20 protein-coding genes are annotated in these 22,692 nt (G+C 72.2%); 11 read left to right on the top strand and 9 right to left on the bottom strand.

From position 1 onward, the window contains the following. Positions 1-126: 126 nt before the first annotated feature. Positions 127-495: a hypothetical protein gene (locus AB0O82_RS20970; RefSeq protein WP_363585477.1), complete on the top strand. Its 369-nt coding sequence runs from the start codon at positions 127-129 to the stop codon at positions 493-495. 93 nt (positions 496-588) lie between these two features. On the opposite strand, the gene AB0O82_RS20965 is transcribed toward AB0O82_RS20970, so the two are convergent. The 3 genes from AB0O82_RS20965 to AB0O82_RS20955 all read right to left on the bottom strand — a co-directional run bounded on the left by AB0O82_RS20965 (position 589) and on the right by AB0O82_RS20955 (position 4,213). After that, the gene (locus AB0O82_RS20965) at positions 589-1,557 is read right to left on the bottom strand and encodes a hypothetical protein (protein WP_363585476.1); all 969 of its coding nucleotides are present in this window, start codon (positions 1,555-1,557) and stop codon (positions 589-591) included. Positions 1,558-1,847: 290 nt separating this feature from the next. After that, a complete protein-coding gene (locus AB0O82_RS20960) occupies positions 1,848-3,068 on the bottom strand; it encodes an acetyl-CoA C-acetyltransferase (RefSeq protein WP_063348024.1) in 1,221 nt (406 codons plus the stop codon). 62 nt (positions 3,069-3,130) lie between these two features. Beyond that, a complete protein-coding gene (locus AB0O82_RS20955; RefSeq protein WP_363585475.1) occupies positions 3,131-4,213 on the bottom strand; it encodes an SGNH/GDSL hydrolase family protein in 1,083 nt (360 codons plus the stop codon). A gap of 255 nt (positions 4,214-4,468) precedes the next feature. Between AB0O82_RS20955 and AB0O82_RS20950 the strand changes: the two genes are divergently transcribed. The 3 genes from AB0O82_RS20950 to AB0O82_RS20940 all read left to right on the top strand — a co-directional run bounded on the left by AB0O82_RS20950 (position 4,469) and on the right by AB0O82_RS20940 (position 8,196). Continuing rightward, positions 4,469-5,869, top strand: a complete 1,401-nt coding sequence (locus AB0O82_RS20950; protein WP_363585474.1) for a cystathionine beta-synthase — start codon at positions 4,469-4,471, stop codon at positions 5,867-5,869. A 503-nt stretch (positions 5,870-6,372) separates the two neighbouring features. Beyond that, complete coding sequence (locus AB0O82_RS20945; RefSeq protein ID WP_063348021.1) at positions 6,373-6,708, top strand: hypothetical protein; 336 nt, start codon at positions 6,373-6,375, stop codon at positions 6,706-6,708. A 192-nt stretch (positions 6,709-6,900) separates the two neighbouring features. Beyond that, the gene (locus AB0O82_RS20940; RefSeq protein WP_363585473.1) at positions 6,901-8,196 is read left to right on the top strand and encodes an Ig-like domain-containing protein; all 1,296 of its coding nucleotides are present in this window, start codon (positions 6,901-6,903) and stop codon (positions 8,194-8,196) included. Between the two features lie 27 nt (positions 8,197-8,223). Here the strand turns inward: AB0O82_RS20940 and AB0O82_RS20935 are convergent, their stop codons facing one another. Beyond that, positions 8,224-8,586, bottom strand: coding sequence for a cupin domain-containing protein (locus AB0O82_RS20935; protein WP_350880013.1), 363 nt, complete (start codon positions 8,584-8,586; stop codon positions 8,224-8,226). 138 nt (positions 8,587-8,724) lie between these two features. Continuing rightward, positions 8,725-9,390, bottom strand: a complete 666-nt coding sequence (msrA, locus tag AB0O82_RS20930) for a peptide-methionine (S)-S-oxide reductase MsrA (RefSeq protein ID WP_363585472.1) — start codon at positions 9,388-9,390, stop codon at positions 8,725-8,727. 171 nt (positions 9,391-9,561) lie between these two features. Here msrA and AB0O82_RS20925 point away from each other — a divergent pair, with 171 nt between their 5' ends. Continuing rightward, on the top strand, positions 9,562-10,716 hold the full coding sequence (locus AB0O82_RS20925) for a cystathionine gamma-synthase (protein ID WP_063348017.1): 1,155 nt from the start codon (positions 9,562-9,564) through the stop codon (positions 10,714-10,716). Between the two features lie 172 nt (positions 10,717-10,888). On the opposite strand, the gene AB0O82_RS20920 is transcribed toward AB0O82_RS20925, so the two are convergent. After that, entirely contained in the window at positions 10,889-13,450 is a 2,562-nt protein-coding gene (locus tag AB0O82_RS20920; RefSeq protein ID WP_363585471.1) for a SpaA isopeptide-forming pilin-related protein, read from the bottom strand. Positions 13,451-13,624: 174 nt separating this feature from the next. Next, positions 13,625-14,107 carry a MarR family transcriptional regulator gene (locus AB0O82_RS20915; RefSeq protein ID WP_063348015.1) on the bottom strand — a complete coding sequence of 161 codons (483 nt, stop codon included), beginning with the start codon at positions 14,105-14,107 and terminating at the stop codon, positions 13,625-13,627. Positions 14,108-14,229: 122 nt separating this feature from the next. On the opposite strand from AB0O82_RS20915, the gene ilvA reads away from it, so the two are divergent. The 3 genes from ilvA to AB0O82_RS20900 all read left to right on the top strand — a co-directional run bounded on the left by ilvA (position 14,230) and on the right by AB0O82_RS20900 (position 17,685). After that, on the top strand, positions 14,230-15,441 hold the full coding sequence (gene ilvA / locus AB0O82_RS20910; protein ID WP_363585470.1) for a threonine ammonia-lyase: 1,212 nt from the start codon (positions 14,230-14,232) through the stop codon (positions 15,439-15,441). Positions 15,442-15,734: 293 nt separating this feature from the next. Further along, complete coding sequence (locus AB0O82_RS20905) at positions 15,735-16,826, top strand: ATP-binding cassette domain-containing protein (RefSeq protein ID WP_363585469.1); 1,092 nt, start codon at positions 15,735-15,737, stop codon at positions 16,824-16,826. Between the two features lies 1 nt (position 16,827). Continuing rightward, positions 16,828-17,685, top strand: coding sequence for an ABC transporter permease (locus AB0O82_RS20900; protein WP_363585468.1), 858 nt, complete (start codon positions 16,828-16,830; stop codon positions 17,683-17,685). 117 nt (positions 17,686-17,802) lie between these two features. Here AB0O82_RS20900 and greA read toward each other — a convergent pair whose 3' ends face one another. Continuing rightward, a complete protein-coding gene (greA, locus tag AB0O82_RS20895) occupies positions 17,803-18,303 on the bottom strand; it encodes a transcription elongation factor GreA (protein ID WP_363585467.1) in 501 nt (166 codons plus the stop codon). A 401-nt stretch (positions 18,304-18,704) separates the two neighbouring features. After that, positions 18,705-19,121, bottom strand: coding sequence for a DUF4307 domain-containing protein (locus tag AB0O82_RS20890; RefSeq protein ID WP_363585466.1), 417 nt, complete (start codon positions 19,119-19,121; stop codon positions 18,705-18,707). A 239-nt stretch (positions 19,122-19,360) separates the two neighbouring features. On the opposite strand from AB0O82_RS20890, the gene mca reads away from it, so the two are divergent. The 3 genes from mca (at position 19,361) to AB0O82_RS20875 (ending at position 22,670) form a co-directional block, all read left to right on the top strand. Next, positions 19,361-20,266 (top strand): mycothiol conjugate amidase Mca, encoded by a 906-nt coding sequence (mca, locus tag AB0O82_RS20885; RefSeq protein WP_063351176.1) that lies wholly within the window; start codon positions 19,361-19,363, stop codon positions 20,264-20,266. Positions 20,267-20,315: 49 nt separating this feature from the next. Beyond that, positions 20,316-20,507 (top strand): hypothetical protein, encoded by a 192-nt coding sequence (locus tag AB0O82_RS20880; RefSeq protein WP_063348010.1) that lies wholly within the window; start codon positions 20,316-20,318, stop codon positions 20,505-20,507. Positions 20,508-20,585: 78 nt separating this feature from the next. Further along, positions 20,586-22,670, top strand: coding sequence for a thioredoxin domain-containing protein (locus AB0O82_RS20875; protein WP_363585465.1), 2,085 nt, complete (start codon positions 20,586-20,588; stop codon positions 22,668-22,670). Positions 22,671-22,692: the final 22 nt, after the last annotated feature.

The raw sequence follows: 22,692 nt of genomic DNA, 5'->3' as shown, positions 1-22,692 counted from the left end.
CCGTGCTGTGCTCCCGCTGCTGCGCCAGCGGGGGCGGCCCCTATTAGTGGGGACCCGCCCTACCCCCCCCCCCCGGCCCCCCTCCCCAAACGCTCGGGGGGCCCGGCGGCGTTTAGGCTCCCTGTCATGCATGACGTACAGCTCCTGGTCGAAGCCGTCGACTCCTTGGCGGATCGTTTCCGCTCGCTGCCGCAGAGCAAACTGCTGGGCGCCGTGCCCGGGTACGAGTCCCGGGCGGCGGCCGCGCTGGCGTTGGCCCGGCGGCTGGCGGCCCTGGCGCTGGCGGCGGAGAGCGGGCCGGAGCGGGAGTTCCCGGACGCCGGGGCCTTCGCGGCGGGGGACCAACTGGCCGTCGCCGGGCACGACCTGGCGGCCGCGCTGGCGGCGCTGCCGGAGGGCGACGCGCTCGCCCTGCCGGGCGGGCCGGTGGCGGCCGCGGAGGTGCTGGCCGGGGCGCTGGCCGCGGTGCGGGAGACGGCGGCGCTCTGCGGATAGACGTCCGGACACACCGAAGGCCGGCCGGGTCGGTAACCCCTTGACCCGGCCGGCCTTCGGCGTGCTGTGGTGTGCCGCGCTGCTGGGGCGGCGTCAGATGCTGGCGACCACCCGGTCGGCGAGGACGTAGACGGCCTCCTCGTCGGTGGAGAAGGTCAGCGAGTACGAGCCGGAGAAGCGCGAGCCGCCGAGCAGCCGGACGTGCTCACCGGCACGGACCGCGTCGATCAGCCGGTAGGCGGCCTCCCGGTCGCCCGGGGCCACGCAGAGCGTGGTGCCGTCGGCGAAGGCGTACACGTCCAGGGTGCCCAGCGGGCCCGGGCGGACGTCGATCAGGGCGACGGCCTCGTCGGCGAGGGTGGCCAGCCGGGTGTCGGTCCACTCGCGGGACGGCGCCTGGCTGGGCACGAAGTCGGGGTGGGAGGGGTGGCGGCGCGGGTCGGGCGCGGCGACCGGGGCGTCCTCGACGGCCTGGTCGGCGTCCAGCAGCCCGGCCTCCAGGCCGGTGGCCAGCAGGTCGGCCTCGCGGCGGGCGCGGGCGTCCCCGGTGGGTTCGGCGGAGCCGGCGGAGGAGGTGCCGGTGGAGAAGGTGCCGGCGCCCTGGCCGGGGAACAGCGACGAGCCGCCCTCGGGTCCGGGCTCGGCGGGACCCTCGTTGATCAGGTCCTCCAGCGCGGAGCGCAGCGCCTCGCCGAACTCCGGGTCCATGGTGCCGGCGTTGTCGACGGCGTCCTGCGGGCCGGTGGGGCGGGGGAAGAACAGCGGCCACTCGTCGGTGCTGGCGAACGGGCCGGTGTACGGGGAGTCGAACAGTGGCGCGTCCTCGGCCGCGCGGGCCTCCTGCTCGGCCCAGAACGCCCGGGCCTCGGTGATCTCCCGCTCGCGGTCGGCGGCGAGTGCCTCGGTGACGGCCTGGCGTATCGCGGCCTGGTCCACCGGGGCGGGTGCGGCCTGGGCCGCGGCCCGCGCGTCCAGCCGGCGGGAGAGTCCCCGGAGGTGGAGCAGCACGGCGGTCGACACGGTGATCAGGATCAGCAGCAGGATGGTGTAGACGGCGCTCACGGAACGTACTCCTAGCGAGGAGCGGAACGGGGTTACGTGTCCACACTGCCGCATCCGGGGCTGTTGCCGCAGTGGCGAATGTCTAATTTGTGGGGGACTTTCGCTCTTGTCCCCAAATTGTTAGGTAACACCGTTCTACGCAGTGGAGTTGATCCGCTCCGCAGTGTCGATTTCCGAGCTGAAAACGAGCGAAAAGAGGGCCGGATCGACCTCGCGATGTGATCCGGCCCTCAATTACTCACGGTCACTCCAAATGGGTGGTCCAGACCCTTTCGGGGCGGCCCGGCGGGTCAGCTGAGCCGCTCGATCACCATCGCCATGCCCTGGCCGCCGCCGACGCACATGGTCTCCAGGCCGAACTGCTTGTCGTGCCACTGCAGGGAGTTGATCAGGGTGGTGGTGATCCGGGCGCCGGTCATGCCGAACGGGTGGCCGACGGCGATCGCGCCGCCGTTGACGTTCAGCTTGTCCAGGTCGATGCCGAGATCCCGGTAGGACGGGATCACCTGGGCGGCGAAGGCCTCGTTGATCTCGACCAGGTCGATGTCGTCGATGGTCAGGCCGGCCCGCCGCAGCGCCTGCCGGGAGGCCTCGACCGGGCCGTAGCCCATGATCTCGGGGGAGAGCGCGCTGACGCCGGTGGAGACCACCCGGGCGAGCGGGGTGATGCCCAGCTCCCGGGCCTTGGTGTCGGACATGATGACCAGCGCGGCGGCGCCGTCGTTCAGCGGGCAGCAGTTACCGGCGGTCACGGTGCCGTCCGGCCGGAACACCGGCTTCAGGCCGGAGACGCCCTCCAGTGTGACGCCGGCGCGCGGGCCGTCGTCCTTGCTCACCACGGTGCCGTCCGGGAGCGTCACCGGGGTGATCTCGCGCTCCCAGAAGCCGGCCTTGATGGCGGCCTCGGCGAGGTTCTGCGAGCGGACGCCGAACTCGTCCTGCTCGGCGCGGGTGATCCCCTTGAGCGCGGCCAGGTTCTCGGCGGTCTGGCCCATCGCGATGTAGGCGTCCGGCAGCAGGCCGTCCTCGCGCGGGTCGTGCCACTCCCCGCCGCCCTCCTCGGCGCGCTTGGCGGTACGGGCCTGGGCCTCGTCGAAGACCGGGTTCGTGGTGCCCGGCATGCCGTCCGAGGTCCCGTTCACGCTGCGCGAGACGGTCTCCACGCCGGCCGAGAGGAAGACGTCGCCCTCGCCGGCCCTGATCGCGTGCAGTGCCATCCGCGTGGTCTGCAGCGAGGACGAGCAGTAGCGGGTGATGGTGGCACCGGGCAGGTAGTCCATGCCCATCTGGACGGCCACGATGCGGGCCAGGTTGTGGCCCTGCTCGCCGCCGGGCAGGCCGCAGCCGAGCATCAGGTCGTCGATCTCGCGCGGGTCGAGCTGCGGGACCTTGGCCAGGGCGGCCTGGATGACGTGGGCGGTCAGGTCGTCGGGGCGGACGTCCTTGAGCGAGCCCTTGAAGGCCCGGCCGATCGGCGAACGGGTGGCGCTGACGATGACGGCTTCGGGCATGGCGGGCTCCTCGCTGGGTGACGGCGGACAGGCGTCCGGGAGGAAAGTTACCGCCTGGTAGATCAGGCGTCACCCGTCCCGGCGTGTGAGCTGGCCGACGTGTCGCCGGCCTCTGGAACGGCTCCTTCCCCGGCCTCCTCGGGCGCCCACGAGCCGGGCAGCCCGACCCGCAGCCGGTGGCGAAGCAACGCCCAGCGGCGGCCGGCGCCCTCCGCCTCGACGGCCGCGACCTCGGTGCCCGAACGCCCGGCCGCGGCGGCGGCGGCCATCGCCACCGGCAGCACCGTCCCGCCCGGCACGGGTGCGGCCGGGCGCTCCTCCTCCGGCCAGAGGCCGAGCGCGGCGCACACCGAGGGCAGCACGGCCATCGCGGCCGTCGCGTAGCCCTGGGCGGACGGGTGGTAGCGGTCGGCGGCGAACATCTCCGGGCGCGCCGCGAACTCAGGGCCCAGCAGCGAGCCCAGCGAGACCGTCCGGCCGCCGGCCTCCACGACCGCGATGGTCTGCGCGGCCGCCAGCTGCCGGCTCAGCCGACGGGCCACCCAGCGCAGCGGCGGGTGCACCGGCTTGATCGTCCCGAGGTCCGGGCAGGTGCCGACCACCACCTCGCAGCCGTTCGCCCGCAGCGCCGCGACCGCCTCGCCGAGCTGGCGGACGGCCAGCTGGGCCGGGCTGTGCCGGGTCACGTCGTTGGCGCCGATCATGAGCACGGCGACGTCCGGGTGGTGCGGCAGCGCCTGCTCCAGCTGGCCCGAGAGGTGGGCGGAACGGCCGCCGGTGCGGGCCACGTTGACCAGCCGGACCGGGCGTTCGGCCACCGAGGCCAGGCCCGCGGCCAGCAGCGCGCCCGGGGTCTCCCGGGCCCGCAGCACACCGAGGCCGGCGCCGGTGGAGTCACCGAGGACGGCCAGCACCAGCGGCGGCTGCGTGGCGGCGGAGCTGTCGGCGAAGGCCTCGCCGTAGACGCCGTCGGCCTTGGGCGGATCGCCCTCCAGCACGCCGATGGCCTGGATCGCCAGCTTGCTCTCGGTGAGCAGCACGCCCACCAGGCCCACGCCCAGCAGGCCGAGCCCGCCGCCGCCGTACGCCGCCGCGGTGGCGATCCGGCGGGCCACCCGGGCCCGCGAGTCCTGTGCCCCTGGCATCCGATGCCCCCTTCGCGTCCTCGTGCCGCCCCCTCCGGGGCCATGGCGATGCCTGCACCCCCCTCCTACCCGCGCGTGGGCCGGGGCTACCTGCGGGGCTGGGCCATTGGGGGAGGAGGGCGGGTGGGGGGCCGCCGCGAGGGGCCGGGGCGGGGCGAGGGACGGGTGGGGCGGAAGGGCGGGCTGGGGCGGGCGGCACGGCCTAGGCTTTGCAGTACCGAAAGCACTCGCATGCCCACAACCGGGAGGACCCCCGTGCGGTACCACAACTCGATCATCGACCTCGTCGGCAACACGCCGCTGGTCAAGCTGAACAAGGTCGCCGAGGGCATCAGCGCGACAGTGCTGGCGAAGGTCGAGTACTTCAACCCCGGCGGTTCGGTGAAGGACCGCATCGCGATGCGCATGATCGAGGCCGCCGAGGCCTCGGGCGCCCTGAAGCCGGGCGGCACCATCGTCGAGCCGACCTCCGGCAACACCGGTGTCGGCCTGGCGATCGTGGCCCAGCAGAAGGGCTACAAGTGCATCTTCGTCTGTCCGGACAAGGTGTCCACCGACAAGATCAACACCCTGCGCGCGTACGGCGCCGAGGTGGTCGTCTGTCCCACCGCCGTGGCCCCCGAGCACCCGGACTCGTACTACAACGTCTCCGACCGGCTCGTCCGGGAGACCCCGAACGCCTGGAAGCCGGACCAGTACTCCAACCCGGACAACCCGGCCTCGCACTACCACTCCACCGGTCCGGAGCTGTGGGAGCAGACCGAGGGCCGGATCACCCACTTCGTGGCGGGCGTCGGCACCGGCGGCACCATCTCCGGCACCGGTAACTACCTGAAGGAGGTCTCGGGCGGCAAGGTCAAGGTGATCGGCGCCGACCCGGAGGGCTCGGTCTACTCGGGCGGCACCGGCCGGCCGTACCTGGTCGAGGGCGTGGGTGAGGACTTCTGGCCGACCGCCTACGACCGTGACGTCGCCGACGGCATCGTCGCCGTCTCCGACAAGGACTCCTTCCAGATGACCCGCCGCCTGGCCAAGGAGGAGGGCCTGCTGGTCGGCGGCTCCTGCGGCATGGCCGTGGTGGCCGCGCTGGAGGTGGCCAAGGACCTGGGCCCGGACGACGTCGTGGTGGTGCTGCTGCCGGACGGCGGCCGCGGCTACCTGTCCAAGATCTTCAACGACGACTGGATGGCCGACTACGGCTTCCTGCCCTCGGCCACCGACGAGGCGCACATCGGCGAGGTGCTGGCCCGCAAGGACGCCATCGAGCACGAGGGCATCCCGCAGTTCGTCCACATGCACCCGAACGAGACGGTCGCCGAGGCGGTCCGGGTGCTGCGCGAGTACGGCGTCTCGCAGATGCCGGTGGTCTCCCCGGGTGCCGGCCACCCGGACATCATGGCCGGCGAGGTGATCGGCTCGGTGGCGGAGAAGCTGCTGCTGGAGGGCGTCTTCGCGAAGGAGATCGAGCTGACCGACACGTTGGACCGGGTGATGTCCAAGCCGCTGCCGGTCGTCGGTGCGGGCGAGACGGTCACCAACCTGATGACCGTGCTGGAGAAGGCCGACGCCGCGGTGGTGCTGGTGGAGGGCAAGCCGCAGGGCATCGTCACCCGCCAGGACCTGCTGGGCTTCCTCGCCGGCCGCGCCGCGCACTGACCCGTCGGCCCCGGCCCTGACCGGCCCCGCCGCCGGCCCCGATCCCGCCGCCGGCCCCGGTCGGCGGGGCAGACGAGGGTTCGCCCACGCTTTGCCCGCGGTTCGCCCACGGGCGAAGTGGTACACCGGCGTCACCTGCCCGCAGCACGCGGTTAACAACGGTCCGGCATCGTGGTGGTCAACGGCAAGACGCCGAGCGAGACGACGGCAACCGTCCGGGAGCGGCTCCCCGGCGGACGCGGTCGGCTCCGGACACGTCGGGCGGTCCTGACCCGACCCGCCGTGTCCGCCCTCCAGCCCGGCAACGGGGGAGAGGGGCCTCCGCGGGAGGCGCCGTCGTCCCGCCCCTGCCCGGCTGCGGCCGGTCGACAGGGTGCGGCGGCTCCCGCGGCACCGCGCGCCGCACGGCGCGTCTCCGCGGTTCCCGGGTGGGGGAACCGAGGCGGAGAACGGCAGGGCCGGTCCTTCTCCGAGGGACCGGCCCTTCCCGTACGCTCACACGCATGACCAGCACTGAAACCACCCAGGACGAGCCGCGCTACGTCCGGCTCAAGATCGAGCTCATCGCGGAGATCACCGACGAGGGCGCGCTCAAGGCGGCCGCCCTGAAGCAGGTGACCGAGGACGAGTACCTCGACGACGACGAGCGCGCCCAGTCCGTCGACGCCATCGAGGTGGACCCGTCGGGTTCGCTCGCCCACTTCATCGACCCGGTGGCGCTGCTCGGCGACGTGCCGGGTGTCGAGCTGGCCTCGGCGACCTGGGAGTCGGCGCAGACCGAGTTCGACCCCGAGAACGAGGGGTGGGACGAGTACGTGGTGGACGAGTCCGCCGAGTAGCGGCCTCGCCCCGCTGGCTCGTCACCGCTCGTGAACGCCCGGTCTGCCCCGCAGGCCGGGCGTTTTTTCCCTGTTCACCGGGAAGTTGGGTCATCTCATACGATCGCTTACCCTTCGGAGGTGGAACCGTGCACGGGCGGATTGCGTTTCTGTATCCGTAAATGCCCGGGATGATCAGCAGGGAGACGCGACGTGACGGCACGGGACGGTCAGGGGCGGGCAGGCGGAGGCAACTGGAGCCGGCGCGGAGTGCTCGCGGGCCTGATCGGGGCGTCGGTCCTGCTGCTCGCGGCCTGCAACGACACCAAGAGCGCCGACGCCAACGGCTCGGGCGGCTCGGGCGGCTCGGGCGGTTCCGGTGGAACCCCGGGCACCGGCAGCGGCTCCGGCGGGACCAGCAGCGCGCCGAAGACCTCGACCGCCGTCATCACCGTCACTCCTGCGGACGGTGCCGCCTCCGCCAGCTTCAGCGAGCCGGTCAAGGTCACCGTCAGCAACGGCACCCTGGGCACCGTCAAGGTCACCGACTCCACGGGCAAGGAACTGGCCGGCCAGCTCGCCTCCGACGGCGCCAGCTGGACCTCGGCCGCCGCCCCCGCCAGCGGCACCAAGTACACCGTGGCCGCCACCGCCCTCGACAAGGACAAGCTGGAGGCGGACGCCAACGCCACCTTCACCACGGCCACCCCGGCCAACACCTTCGTCGGCTACTTCACGCCCGAGGACGGCTCGGTCGTCGGCGTCGGCATGCCCGTCTCGATCACCTTCAGCAAGCCGATCACCGACCGCAAGGCCGTCCAGCAGGCGATCACCGTGATAGCCGAGCCGGGCGTCGAGATCGTCGGGTACTGGTTCTCCAGCACCCGCCTCGACTTCCGGCCGCAGGAGTACTGGGCCAAGGGCACCAAGGTCACCCTCAAGCTCCGGCTCAAGGACGTCGAGGGCGCCAAGGGCGTCTACGGCACCCAGTCCAAGGACGTCCGCTTCACCATCGGCCGCGCCCAGACCAGCGTCGCCGACCTCGGCGCCAAGAAGCTCACCGTCACCACCGACGGCCAGGTCAGCGCCGTCTACAAGATCTCCGGCGGGTCGCCCGAGCACCGCACCTGGGGCGGCAAGATGGTGATCTCCGAGCAGTTCCAGCAGACCCGGATGAACTCGCAGACCGTCAACCTCGGCAGCGAGTACGACATCGCGGACGTGCCGCACGCCCAGCGGCTCACCACCTCGGGCACCTTCATCCACGGCAACTACTGGTCCTCGTCGTCGATCTTCGGCGGCCAGAACACCAGCCACGGCTGCATCGGCCTCCAGGACGCCAAGGGCGCGCAGGACGGCAGCACGGACGGCTACAAGTTCTACAAGAGCTCCATGGTCGGCGACGTGGTCGAGGTCGTGAACTCCGGTGACAAGACCGTCGCACCGGACAACGGCCTGAACGGCTGGAACCTCGGCTGGGCCGCCTGGAAGGCCGGCAGCGCGGTCTGACGCCGGGAGCCGCCGGGAGCCCGCCGGTCAGCGCTTGGCGTAGTCGGCGAAGCCCTGCCAGTCGACGATGACGCACGGCTCGTCGCCGACGATCCAGGCGTCGTGCCCGGGCGGGCAGATCATCAGGTCGCCGGGGCCGAACTCGGTCTCCTGACCGTCGTCCATGACGATCCTCATCCGGCCCGAGACCACGTACCCCGTGTGGGCGGCCCGGCAGCTGTCGGTCCTGGCGATCGGCTTCACGTGCTTGGACCACTGCCAACCCGGGTGGAACACGGCCCGGCCCACCGGGCCGGCGTCCAGGTTGACCAGGCGCAGCTCCCCCGTGCCCTCCTCGAAGGGGCGGACCTCCTCGGGGGCGTCGAAGTTCATGCGGACGAGACCGGACATGGCGCACTCCTCTCCGCGCGGACGGCCCGGCCGCCCGCGCGGAGAGGAGGCAGGCCCGTCTGCTGGCCCTTCCAGTCTGCGCCCCGACCGGCGGGCGGTCACCTCGGGTGGCCGGCCCGCCGGAACGGTCACGGACGGTCAGCCCTGCGTGCGGGCCACGCCGATCGGGCAGGAGGCGCCGGTGCCGCCGAGGCCGCAGTAGCCGTTCGGATTCTTGGCGTCGGACAGGTACTGCTGGTGGTACGGCTCGGCCGGGTAGAACGGGCCCGCCGGGGCGATCTCGGTGGTGATCGGGCCGTAGCCGAGCGCCGTCAGGGCCGGCTGGAAGGCGTCCCGGCCGGCGGCCGCGGCGGCGGCCTGGGCGGGGGAGTGGGTGTAGACGGCGGAGCGGTACTGGGTGCCGACGTCGTTGCCCTGGCGGTTGCCCTGGGTCGGGTCGTGCGCCTCCCAGAAGGTCTTCAGCAGCCGCTCGTAGGAGATCACCGAGGGGTCGAACACCACCCGGACCGCCTCGGTGTGCCCGGTCAGCCCGCTGCACACCTCCTCGTACGTCGGGTGGGGGGTGTAGCCGCCCTGGTAGCCGACCAGCGTCGTCCAGACACCGGGCAGGCGCCAGAACGTCCGCTCGGCGCCCCAGAAGCAGCCCAGCCCGAAGTCGGCCACCTCCAGGCCGTCCGGGTACGGCCCGGTGAGCGGGTGGCCGAGCACGGTGTGCGGCTCGCGCAGTGCGAAGCCCGGCGACCCCCGGCCGGGCAGCGCCTGGTCGGCGGGAACGAGCGAGGTCTTGTGGCGGTTGAACAGCACGGCCTGCTCCTGCGGGGTAGGGAGGGTTGCGCAGGATTCAACGCGGCGGGCCGCCCCCGGATTCCGGCGCCGCCCGGATTCCGCCGCAGCCCCGGTTCGCAGCCGGCCCGGTTCACGGCGGGCTGGGACGTTCCGGAGGGCGCCGGGCCGCACGGCCACTAGGCTCGACCCATGACCGAGCACCAGCTTCCCCAGGGCTTCGAGACCCTCGCCATCCACGCGGGTCAGGAAGCAGACCCCCAGACCGGGGCCGTCGTCACGCCGATCTACCAGGTGTCCACCTACAAGCAGGACGGGGTGGGCGGCCTGCGGGGCGGCTACGAGTACAGCCGCAGCGCCAACCCGACCCGCACCGCGCTGGAGGAGTGCCTCGCGGCGCTGGAGGGCGGCGCCCGAGGCCTCGCCTTCGCCTCCGGCCTGGCCGCCGAGGACACCCTGCTGCGCACCATCCTCAAGCCGGGCGACCACATCGTGATCCCCAACGACGCCTACGGCGGCACCTTCCGGCTGTTCGCCAAGGTGCTGACCCGCTGGGGCGTCGAGTTCTCCGTCGCCAACACCCAGGACCTGGCCACCGTCCGGGCCGCGCTGCGCCCCAACACCCGCGCGGTCTGGGTGGAGACCCCGTCCAACCCGCTGCTGGGCATCACCGACCTGGCCGCGCTCGCCGAGGTCGCGCACGGCGCCGGCGCGCTGCTGGTGGTCGACAACACCTTCGCCAGCCCGTACCTGCAGCAGCCGATCGCGCTCGGCGCGGACGCGGTCGTGCACTCCACCACCAAGTACATGGGCGGCCACTCGGACGTGGTCGGCGGTGCGCTGGTGCTGGCCGACGCGAGCCTGGGCGAGGAGGTGGCGTACCACCAGAACGCGATGGGCGCCGTCTCCGGGCCGTTCGACGCCTGGCTGGTGCTGCGCGGCATCAAGACGCTGGGTGTCCGGATGGACCGGCACAGCGCCAACGCGGAGAAGGTCGCCGAGCTGCTGGCGAGCCACCCGAAGGTCAGCCAGGTGCTGTACCCGGGCCTGCCCGAGCACCCCGGTCACGAGATCGCCGCCAAGCAGATGAAGGCCTTCGGCGGCATGGTCTCGTTCCGGGTCCAGGGTGGCGAGGAGGCGGCGGTCGAGGTCTGCAACCGCGCGCAGCTGTTCACCCTCGGAGAGTCGCTCGGCGGCGTGGAGTCGCTGATCGAGCACCCGGGCCGGATGACCCACGCCTCGGTGGCCGGTTCGGCGCTGGAGGTGCCCGCCGACCTGGTGCGCGTCTCGGTCGGCATCGAGTCGATCGACGACCTGCTCGCCGACCTCAAGCAGGCACTGGGCTAGGACGCGTTCAGAGGCCCGGATTCTGTTGTGGATCTTCGGCCTCGATGAGCCGGCTGGGGACCGCGGTGGTCACCTGACGCGCTGTCGGCGCACTCGGCCGGAGGAGCCCCTGCGGGCTCCTCCGGCCGGTCCATCGCGTCATGCCCTCACGCGCTCGCGCCGGAGCGGTCCTTCAGGAGCGCTTCCAGGAAGTGGGCGACGCGGAAGCGCAGTCCTCGTTCGGACCGGACTCACCGCGTACCAGGTCCCAGAGGTTCCATCCGCCCCACAGGGTCCATGAGTCCGCTGAGGCCCATGAGTGCGGCGGGTGAGGGGGGCGCGGACACGGCTTCGGCGGGCACTTCTCGTCCTCGACCGTGATCGTCACACACGGGCAGTCCACGGTCAGTTCGACCGTGGTCACCGCGGTCTGGGGCAGTTCGTAGCCGGGGGGAGCGGCGGTTTCCTGCCAGTAGTAGGTGCCGAACGGAAGGTTGTCCGTGGAGCAGACGCCGTTCGCTCCGGTGGTGCAGGGGGAGCCGACGGGGGTGTCGGGGTTGGTTCCGGTGGTTTGGAGGCCGGGGACGCCGTTGGTCTCGTGCCAGAGTTGGAAGGTGGCGCCGGCCAGTGGTTGTCCGGTGGCGGAGTCGACCTTGGTGACCGTGGTGGAGCCGGTCGGGGCGATGGTCTTGGTGTCCTGGACGGTGATCGGGACGTTCTGTCCGTTGGTGTCGAGGACGACGGTGGTGACGTTGAGTTCCGGCAGGTCGTAGCCGTTGGGTGCCGATACTTCTTGCCAGTAGTAGGTGCCGAGGGGGAGGCCGCTTGCGGAGCAGGTGCCGTTTGCTCCGGTGGTGCAGGGGGAGCCGACGGGGGTGTCGGGGTTGGTTCCGGTGGTTTGGAGGCCGGGGACGCCGTTGGTCTCGTGCCAGAGTTGGAAGGTGGCGCCGGCCAGTGGTTGCCCGGTGGCGGAGTCGACCTTGGTCACGCTCGTGGACCCGGTCGGGGCGGTGGCTTTGGTGTCCTGGACGGTGATCGGGACGTTCTGTCCGTTGGTGTCGAGGACGACAGTGGTGACGTTGAGTTCCGGCAGCTCGTAGCCGGGGGGAGCGGCGGTCTCCTGCCAGTAGTAGGTGCCCAACGGGAGACCTGTCGTGGAGCAGGTGCCGTTCGCTCCGGTGGTGCAGGGGGAGCCGACGGGGGTGTCGGGGTTGGTTCCGGTGGTTTGGAGGCCGGGGACGCCGTTGGTCTCGTGCCACAGCTGGAAGGTCGCGCCGGCCAGCGGTTGCCCGGTGGCGGAGTCGACCTTGGTGACCGTGGTGGAGCCGGTCTCGACGATCGGGGACTTGGTGTCCTGGACGGTCACCGGGACGTTCTGCCCGTTCGTGTCCAGGACCACGGTCGTCACCGCGGGCTGCGGCAGGTCGTAGCCGGGGGGAGCGGCGGTCTCCTGCCAGTAGTAGGTGCCCAACGGGAGACCTGTCGTGGAGCAGACGCCGTTCGCCCCGGTCGTGCAGGGGGCGCCCACCTCGGTGTCCGGGGTGCCCCCCGAGGTCTGGAGGCCGGGGACGCCGTTGGTCTCACGCCACAGCTGGAAGGTGGCCCCCGCCAGGGGCTGCCCCGTGACGGAATCGACCTTGGTCACGCTGGTCGAGGCGGTGGGAGCGGGACTTCCGCACGCCGGAAGGTCGCCGTTGAAGGGATAGGCGTGGAACTCGGTCCCGGTCATCCCCGAGCCGGAGTTCTGGAGCAGCGAACCGGTGGTGAAGAACCGTCCGTTCAGACCGGGCAGGCTCATGGTGGCGGTGCTGGCCGGGTTGCCGACCAGCACACTGCCCTGGAACTGCCCCGATCCCTTGAGCGTGACGGACGTCGCGGCGGGGAAGTTCCACAGGAGGCGCTCGCGCAGCCGGTTCCAGGGATCGGTGTCCTGGAGGCTCCCGCTGTAGGTGTTGATGGTGCGGGCGCCGCCCACGAGGTTGACGAGTACCGTCGCGTTCGCGGGGATGCCGGCGAACGCGATGCCCTGAGTGGAGCCTCCGTTCCCGGCGATGTCGAAGTCGACGTTGAAGACCTGGAGTGCGGAGGTGCCGTCACCGGTGAACAGGGTCTGGAATCCCTGGTTGACCGCGGTTCCGGTGGCGGGGCGGGGTGTGCCGACCCCGGCGTAGCACTCGCTCGCCGTCTGCAGCTGACCGCGCAGCGGCGTGTAGGCGGCCACGGCCTGTGCTTCCTGGACCTTCGTGCCGACGATGGTGCCCGTGGCCGTGCCCGCGTAGCGGACGACGCCGCCCTCCGCCAGGAGCCTCTGCCCCGGGGCCACCGTGACGTTGCCTCCGGCGGTGAGGAAGTCGGCGCCGTTCGGCGGGGGGACCCGTGAGCCGACGCCGACGATGCCGATGTTGTAGACGGAGCTGCCTCCCGGGGCTTTGTTCAGGTCGAAGTTGCCGAGGGTCACCACGTGCCCCTCGGCCTCCGCGGCGGAACCGCCGACGTTGAAGTCGCCGCCGACGAAGATGTTCACGCCGTCGTCGCGGCCTGCGAAGGGACCGTTGTTGACCGGGGGGAACGTCGCGGGACAGTCCGCACCCAGGCACGGCCCGAGGCCGCCCGGAAGACCGGCCGCGTACGCGGCCGGCGGTGCGACGAGTGACATGCCGAAGGGCACGAGCGTCAGGGCCAGGACGGAACCCACCGTCCTGCCGAGTCGGCGTCTCCAGGTGACGGTGGTCACCGGGTTCTGACTGGGCTTCACCTCAGTCCTCTCACCATGTGGACACAATGGGGCCCTCGGAGTGTTCCGGGCTGGAGGGCCGAGCATCGTGACTCGTTGGTGTTGTCATCTGAAAATCGTGTTAATGCACCCGTTCGGCTGTGTGTCGACGGGTGATCGGTCCGAGCGCGAGGGACGGCCTCCGGCCGTCGGCGGTCACTGGCCCTGCTGGTCCGCGGTGTACGACTCCATCGCGTGGTTGAAGCGGGCCAGCAGGGCGCAGAACGCCTGCTGTTCCTCGGGCGGCCAGTCGGCCGTCAGGCGGCGGGTCAACTCGGCCCGACCGTCGCGGACTTCGGCCAGTCGGCCGGAGCCGACCGGGGTCAGCGCGAGGCGTACGGCGCGGCGGTCGGCCGGGTCCTGGACCCGGCCGACCAACCCGCCCGCGACCAGCGGGGCGACCTGCCGGGTCACCGTGGAGGAGTCGACGCCGAGCGACTCGGCCAGCGCCTTGACGTTGGCGGGCCCGTGCCGCTCCAGGCGGTCGAGCAGCAGGTAGGCGGCCCGGTCCAGCGCGCCGAGACCGCCGCCGGTGGTCCGGACCTGGTCCATCCGGCGGGCGAACACCGCCAGCTGGTACTGGAGTCGGGCGTGCACGGGGTCGGTGCGGTCGGTGGCCTGGGGCGAGGTCGTCGTCATCGCGGCTCACGATCGTCGTGCGGTGAGGGAGGCTCAGAAGCAGCAGCGTACGCGGGCGGGGCGGGCCCGGGAACAGCCCCGGCATCCCGGATTGCCGGTGTCGACCACCGTAGGCTGGCGTTATGCACAACTGGCCGGTCACCCTCGACGACGTCCGCGGCGCCCAGAAGATGCTCGCCGGAATCGCCCGGGTGACGCCGATGGAGGGCAGCCGGTACCTGTCCGGGCTGATCGGCGCGCCGGTCCACCTGAAGTGCGAGAACCTCCAGCGCACCGGTTCGTTCAAGCTGCGCGGCGCGTACGTGCGGATCGCCGGGCTCTCGCCGGTGCAGCGGGCCGGCGGGGTGGTGGCGGCGAGCGCGGGCAACCACGCGCAGGGGGTGGCGCTGGCGGCCTCGCTGCTGGGGGTGCACTCGACCGTGTTCATGCCGGTCGCGGCACCGCTGCCCAAGGTCGCGGCGACCCGGGAGTACGGCGCGCAGGTGCGGCTGCACGGTGCCACGGTGGACGAGGCGTTGCAGGCCGCGCAGCGGTACTCGGAGGCGACCGGCGCCGTGTTCATCCACCCCTTCGACCACTGGGACGTGGTCACCGGCCAGGCGACCGTCGGGCTGGAGATCCTGGAGCAGTGTCCCGAGGTGCGGACCATCCTGGCCGGGGTGGGCGGCGGCGGCCTGCTGGCCGGGATCGCGGCGGCGGTCAAGCCGTTGCGGCCGGACGTCCGGGTGGTGGGGGTGCAGGCGGCGGGCGCGGCCGCGTACCCGCCCTCGCTGGCGGCCGGGCGGCCGGTGTCGCTGGAGCACTACGCCACGATGGCCGACGGGATCATGGTCGGCCGGCCCGGGGACATCCCGTTCGAGGTGGTCAACTCGCTGGCGGACGGCGTCCGGACGGTCTCCGAGGACGCGCTGTCGCGGGCCCTGCTGCTGGGCCTGGAGCGGTTGAAACTGGTGGTCGAACCGGCCGGGGCGGCCCCGATCGCGGCGCTGCTGGAGCAGCCGGACTCCTTCGAGGGGCCGGTGGTGGCCGTGCTGTCCGGCGGCAACATCGACCCGCAGCTGATGCAGCGGGTGCTGCGGCACGGGCTGGCGGCGGCCGGCCGGTACCTGTCGCTGCGGGTGCGGCTGGCGGACAAGCCGGGCTCGCTGGCCGACCTGCTGGGGGTGCTGACCAGGCTGGACGCCAACGTGCTGGACGTCGCGCACGTGCGGATCGACCCGCGGCTGGGGCTGACCGAGGTCGAGGTGGACCTGCACCTGGAGACCAAGGGGCCGGAGCACTGCGCGGCCGTGGTCGGCGAGCTGCGGGACGCGGGGTACGTCGTTTCCAGCTGAGTCCCGAAGGTGCCTGAGGAGCATAAGGAGCCTGAGGCGCTTGGGGGCTTGGGGGGCCTGGCGTCTCGGGCGCCGGATGGTGCGGGGCGGGCCTCAGCGGATCTCGGTGGATGTCAGTGGTCCCTGTCACTATGGCGGAGCCCTATGCCTTGACGCGATATATCGCGTGCTGCCAGACTCGCGATACATCGCGTTCTGTGCGCCGGTAGGCGAAAACCGAGTCGCCCGCATGCCCGAAAAAGGGGCAGAGTGTGACAGATCGCCCATATTCGTCCGAGGAGATGAGGCAGGCCATGGCGCCAGCCATCCAAGCCGAGAACCTGGTCAAGACCTTCGGCGACGTACGAGCCCTGGACGGCGTGAGCCTCGACGTCCCCGAGGGCACGGTGCTCGGGCTGCTCGGCCCGAACGGCGCCGGCAAGACCACCACCGTGCGGATCCTCACCACCCTGCTGCGCCCCGACTCGGGCCGCGCGGTGGTCGCCGGCGTCGACGTGCTCAAGCACCCCAACAAGGTCCGCAGCCTGATCGGCCTGTCCGGCCAGTACGCGGCGGTCGACGAGTACCTCACCGGCTTCGAGAACCTCCAGATGGTCGGCGAGCTCTACCAGATGAGCGCCCGTCAGGCGAAGGTCCGGGCGCTGGAGCTGCTGGAGTGGTTCAACCTCGCCGAGGCCAAGGACCGCACCGCCAAGACCTACTCCGGCGGCATGCGCCGCCGCCTCGACCTCGCCGCCGCGCTGGTCGTCCGGCCGCCGGTGATGTTCCTCGACGAGCCGACCACCGGCCTCGACCCGCGCAACCGGCTCGCGCTCTGGGAGGTCATCGAGACCTTGGTCGAGCAGGGCACCACGCTGCTGCTCACCACCCAGTACCTGGAGGAGGCCGACCGGCTGGCGCACGACATCGCCGTCGTCGACCACGGCCGGGTGATCGCCCGCGGCACCGCCGACCAGCTCAAGGCCCAGATCGGCGGCGAGCGGATAGAGGTCGTGGTGCACGAGCCGGGCCTGGTCACCGACGCGGTCGCGGCGTTGTCCGGGTACGCGCTGGGCGAGCCGGCGGTGGAGAAGAACACCCGCCGGATCACCGTGCCGGTCAGCGGCGGCGCCCGGGTGCTCGCCGACGTCATCCGCGAACTGGACGCCCGCGGCATCGAGATCGACGACATCGGCCTGCGCCGCCCGACCCTGGACGACGTGTTCCTCACCCTCACCGGCCACGTCGCCGAGGCGGTGGAGGAGGAGAGCGGCTCCGGCGGCCGCGGCCGGGGCGGCCGGGGCAAGGGCGGGCCGTCCGCCGAGGGGCCGGACGCCGAGGGGCCGGACGGCTCCGACGGCCAGGGACCGGACAAGCGGGCCGTCGCGGCCGGAACGGAGCGCTGAGATGAGCACCGCCACCGAGCACGCCATCGGCGAGGCGATGCCCAGGCAGCGCCGCGGCATCGCCGCCACCCTGCACGACTCCTGGGTGGTCGCCAAGCGCAACCTGCGCCGGATGACCAGGATCCCCGAGATCGTGGTCTTCGGGCTGATGCAGCCGGTCATGTTCGTGCTGCTGTTCTCGTACGTGATGGGCGGGGCGATCAAGATCCCCGGGGCGAGCTCCAGCTCCGACTCGTACATCCAGTTCCTGATGGCCGGCATCTTCGCCCAGACCGTCACCTTCGCCGTCGCCGGCGCCTCCGCCGGGATCGCGGAGGACATGACCAAGGGCCTGGTGGACCGCTTCCGCTCGCTGCCGATGGCCCGCTCGGCCGTGCTGGTCGGCCGCACCCTGGCCGACCTGTGCCAGACCGCGTTCACCGTGGTCGTGCTGGCCCTGGTCGCGCTGCTGGTCGGCTGGCGGATCCACGACGGCGTGCTCAACGCACTCGGCGCCTTCGGCCTGCTGCTCCTGCTCGGCTACGCGTTCTCCTGGATCGGCGCGCTGATCGGCCTCTCGGTGCGCAGCCCCGAGGCGGCCACCTCGGCCGGCCTGATCTGGCTGTTCCCGCTGACCTTCGTCTCCAACGCCTTCGTGCCGGTCAGCTCGATGCCGGGCTGGCTGCAGGCGGTCGCGTACTGGAACCCGTTCAGCGCCACCGTGCAGGCCTGCCGGGACCTGTTCGGCAACCAGGTCGGCCCGGTGGACGCCACCTGGCCGATGCAGCACGCCGCACTGGTGTCGGTGCTCTGGTCGGTGCTGATCACCGCGGTGTTCTCCTGGCTGTCGGTGCGCAAGTACCGCTCGGCCGTGGGCTGAACCGCGCCCGGTACGCCGCGAGGGCGGCCGCGGAGTCCTGGACTCCGCGGCCGCCCTCGTCTGTCGGTCAGGCCTGGTCAGGCCGGATCGCGCCGGATCACGCCGGATCAGGCCTGGTCAGCCGGCGTGCGGCACGACCTTGACGATCTTCACCATGGCGGGCTTGCCGTTCGGCAGATCGTAGGTCGCCTCGTCGCCGATCTGCTTGCCGTCGATCGCGCGGCCCAGCGGCGACTGCGGCGAGTAGACGTCCATGGTGTCGGCGCCGGCGACCTCGCGCGAGGCGAGCAGGAACTCCATGGTGTCGTCCTCGTCGCCGTCGAAGGCGACCGTGACGACCATGCCCGGGGCCACCACACCCGAGTCGGCCGGGGCCTCGCCGACCTTGGCACGCTCCAGCAGCTGGGTCAGCTGGCGGATGCGCAGCTCGTACTTGCCCTGCTCCTCCTTGGCCGCGTGATAGCCGGCGTTCTCCTTGAGGTCGCCCTCCTCGCGCGCCGCCTCGATCTTCTGGGCGATCTCGATGCGCCAGGGCCCGGTCAGGTGATCCAGCTCGGCCTTCAGCTGGTCGTAGCCGGCCTGAGTGAGCCAGGTCACGTTCTCACTGGTCTGGGTCACGGGTGCTCCTCGTAGGTGCTGGGGCTGTGCTGAGGGTGTGAGTCGTCAGCAGGGTTGGTGGTGATATCGGTCGTAACTACAAAGCAACGCCCGCTCCCGTACCATCCGGTGCGGAAGGGGCGAAACCACGAGCCTAACAAGTCCTGCCGACAAGCAGAAGGGTCGTTGGCGCGCCATTGACGTCGGCGTTGCGCCACGGTGTACAGCGAATGCGCCACGGTGTACGGGGGCGGTGCGTGCCGGGCCGGGTGCGGGACTTCCTACGGATGCCCGTTCTCCCGATCGGTTATGCGCCGGTGCCCGGCAGAGTACCGGTGGTGCCCGGCAGAGTACCGGTGAGCGCGGCACGCTGCCGGTGCGACTCGGCGGCCGGGCCTCCTCCTCCGCGCTCCTTCGGGGGCTTACTTCTTCGCCGGCGTGCAGCCCAGCAGTTCGGCGGTGGTGCCACGGGCGGTGGTCCGCAGCGTGACCACGGCGTCGTAGCTGGAGCCGCCGGCCGGCACCGGGAAGTCGGCCACCCCGACCACCGAGCCGTCCGAACCCTGCGAGCGGACCGTGCAGCTGCCGGCCGTCCCGCCGCTCTTGCGCACCGCCAGGTGCAGCTCGACCTCGGAGTCCGAGACCGCCTGGAAGGTCGGGACCGAGCCGTTGATCGTGGTCTCGCGCAGCAGGTAGGAGCCGCCCAGCCAGGCCACCAGGCCCAGGCCCAGCACGCCGCAGACCGCGCCGACCACCTTCAGGCGGCGGTCCGAATCGCGGTCGCCGCGCCGGCCGTAGCGCCCCTCGGGCAGCTGCGGGGTGGTGGTGCTCGCGTTCATCGGACCCAGTCCTCTCCTGACGGGAGGGCCGCGCGGGTGGTGCGGGGGAATGCGACGCTCCTCCAGTCCGTCACTATAGGAGGGGCACGCCCGCGGCCGGTCCGGCGGGGGCGGGGCTCGACCGGGCCGGGGTTCGTCCGCGGCCGGTCCCGCGGCGACGCGGCCCCGACGTGAGCGGCTCGTACGGTGGGCGGACCGGACTTCGCGGAACGCCCGATATGTGGAAGGAACGCAAGGCGTTGACTGAGCAGTTGCGACTGATGGCGGTGCACGCCCACCCGGACGACGAGTCCAGCAAGGGCGCGGCCACCATGGCCATGTACGTCGAGCAGGGAGTGGACGTGCTCGTGGCCACCTGCACCGGGGGCGAACGCGGGTCGGTTCTCAACCCCAAGCTCCAGGGGGACCCGTACATCGAGGAGAACATCCACGAGGTGCGCCGCAAGGAGATGGACGAGGCCCGGGCGATCCTGGGCGTCAAGCAGGCCTGGCTCGGCTTCGTCGACTCCGGCCTGCCCGAGGGCGACCCGCTGCCCCCGCTGCCCGAGGGCTGCTTCGCCCTGGAGGACGTGAAGGAGGCGGCCGAACCGCTGGTCCGGCTGATCCGGGAGTTCAAGCCGCAGGTCATCACGACCTACGACGAGAACGGCGGCTACCCGCACCCCGACCACATCATGACCCACAAGATCACCATGCTGGCCTTCGACGCCGCCGGAGACCCGGACGCCTACCCGGAGGCCGGCGAGCCCTGGCAGCCGCTGAAGGTCTACTACAACCACGGCTTCCCGATGGGCCGCATCCGCGCCCTGCACCAGTACCTCACCGAGCACGGCCACGACTCGCCGTACGGGGAGTGGATCGCGGGCTGGGAGAAGAGCGGCCGCCAGGAGCGCGAGATCACCACCCGGGTGAGCTGCGGCGACTGGTTCGAGACCCGCGACCGTGCGCTGATCGCCCACGCCACCCAGATCGACCCCGACGGGCCGTGGTTCCGCGTCCCGCTGGACGTCCAGCGCGAGGTCTGGCCCACCGAGGACTACGAACTCGCCCGTACCCTGATCGACGTGGACCTGCCGGAGGACGACCTGTTCGCCGGCCTGCGCACCCCCACCCTGGCCGTCGAGGCCGCCGACACGCGCGACTGAACCACCCCCCGATGGCCCGGCTCCCCGTGAGCCGGGCCACCATAGAGATATGAGCGCCCCCGTGAACCTCGTCAACCTCGCCGCCGACCTCGCCGTCGACGACGCCAAGGTCACCCCCGGACTCCTCGGCTTCGTCGTCTTCGCCGCCCTCGGCGTGGCCACCTGGTTCCTGGCCAAGTCCATGAACCGGCAGTTCAAGAAGGTCGACTTCGCGGAGGAGCCGGAAGCCCCCAAGGAGTAGCGCGCGGGCGCGCGCGGGGCCCGGCTCGCCGCAGCCGGTGTCCCGGCGCCCGGCCCCCGATGCGCGAGGATGGGGGGCATGCCGAACCGTCTCGCGGACGCGACCTCGCCGTACCTGCTGCAGCATGCCGAGAACCCGGTCGACTGGTGGCCCTGGGGGCCGGAGGCCTTCGCGGAGGCGGAGCGGCGGGGGGTCCCGGTGCTGCTCAGCGTCGGGTACGCGGCGTGCCACTGGTGTCACGTGATGGCCCACGAGAGCTTCGAGGACGCTGAGGTCGCCGGCTACCTGAACGAGCGGTTCGTCGCCGTCAAGGTGGACCGGGAGGAGCGGCCCGACGTCGATGCCGTCTACATGGAGGCCGTGCAGGCCGCCACCGGGCAGGGCGGCTGGCCGATGACGGTGTTCCTCACGCCCGACAAGGAGCCGTTCTACTTCGGCACCTACTTCCCGCCGGAGCCCCGGCACGGCATGCCGTCCTTCCGCCAGGTACTGGAAGGCGTCGACGCCGCCTGGCGGGGCCGGCGGCAGGAGGTCGCGGAGGTCGCCGGGCGGATCCGGGCCGACCTCGCCGAGCGCGCCGCCGTCTACTCGGCCGGTGCCCACCATCCGCCCGCCGGCGCAGATCTGCACCAGGCGCTGGTCGCCCTCAGCCGGGAGTTCGACGACCGGCACGGCGGCTTCGGGGGCGCGCCCAAGTTCCCGCCGGCCATGGTCGTCGAGTTCCTGCTGCGCCACCACGCCCGCACCGGCTCCGAGGCGGCCCTGGAGATGGCCGTCCGCACCGGCGAGGCGATGGCCCGCGGCGGCATCCATGACCAACTCGGCGGCGGCTTCGCCCGGTACGCGGTCGACGCCGGCTGGGTCGTGCCGCACTTCGAGAAGATGCTGTACGACAACGCCCTGCTGCTGCGCGCCTACCTGCACCTGTGGCGGGCCACCGGCTCCCCGCTGGCCCGTCGGACCGCGCTGACCACCGCCGACTTCCTGCTGCGCGAACTGCGCACTCCCGAAGGCGCGTTCGCGTCCGCGCTGGACGCCGACAGCCTCGACGAGGAGACCGGGCAGTCCACCGAAGGCGCCTACTACGTATGGGAACCCGGCCAGTTGGTCGACCTGCTCGGCCCCGCCGACGCGGCCACCGCCGCCCGGCTGTTCACCGTCACCGCCGGCGGAACCTTCGAACACGGCACCTCCGTTCTCCAACTCCTCGCCGATCCCGAGGACTTCACCGAGTACGAGACCATCCGCGCCCGGTTGTTCGAGGCCCGCGCCCGGCGGCCCGCCCCCGCCCGCGACGACAAGGTCGTCGCCGCCTGGAACGGCCTCGCCATCGCCGCCCTCGCCGAGACCGGCGCCCTCCTGGAGCGCCCCGACCTCGTCGAGGCCGCCGAACGCGCCGCCGACCTGCTGCTCGCCGTCCACCTCACCCCCGACGGCCGGCTGCTGCGCACCTCCCGCGACGGCCGGGCCGGCACCAACGCGGGCGTCCTGGAGGACTACGCCGACACCGCCGAGGGCTTCCTGTCCCTGTACGCCGTCACCGGCGACGCCGCCTGGCTGCAACTGGCCGGCGGACTCCTCGACACCGTGCTCAAGCACTTCACCGACGAGACCTCCGGCGCGCTCTACGACACCGCCGACGACGCCGAGGAACTCATCCGGCGCCCCCAGGACCCCACCGACAACGCCACCCCGTCCGGCTGGACAGCCGCCGCCGGCGCCCTGCTCACCTACGCCGCCTACACCGGCTCCGACCGGCACCGGACGGCCGCCGAACGGGCCCTCAGCATCGTCGGCGCGCTCGCGTCCCGGGCCCCCCGGTTCATCGGCTGGGGCCTCGCCGTCGCCGAGGCGCTGCTCGACGGGCCGCGCGAAGTCGCCGTCGTCGGCCCGGCCGAGGACCCGGCCACCGCCGCACTGCGCCGGGCCGCGCTGCTCGGGACCGCGCCCGGGGCGGTCGTCGCGGTGGGCGCGCCGGCGGGCCCGGCGGATGGTTCGGCGGACGGTTCGGTGGAGGACGGCGGCGCGGAGGTGCCGCTGCTGGTGGGCCGGCCGCTGGTCGGCGGAGCGCCCGCCGCCTACGTCTGCCGGCACTTCGCCTGCGAAGCGCCGACCACCGACCCGGCGGTCCTCGGCGAGCGGCTTGGCGTCGCCGTCGAGTAAAACGCTGGTGGGAGGGGTGCGG

Origin of the sequence: Kitasatospora sp. NPDC088264 (assembly GCF_040685715.1) — a bacterium.
GTDB lineage: Bacteria > Actinomycetota > Actinomycetes > Streptomycetales > Streptomycetaceae > Kitasatospora.
The sequence above is the reverse complement of the archived record's forward strand: the minus strand, read 5'-3'. Positions and strand labels throughout refer to the sequence as shown.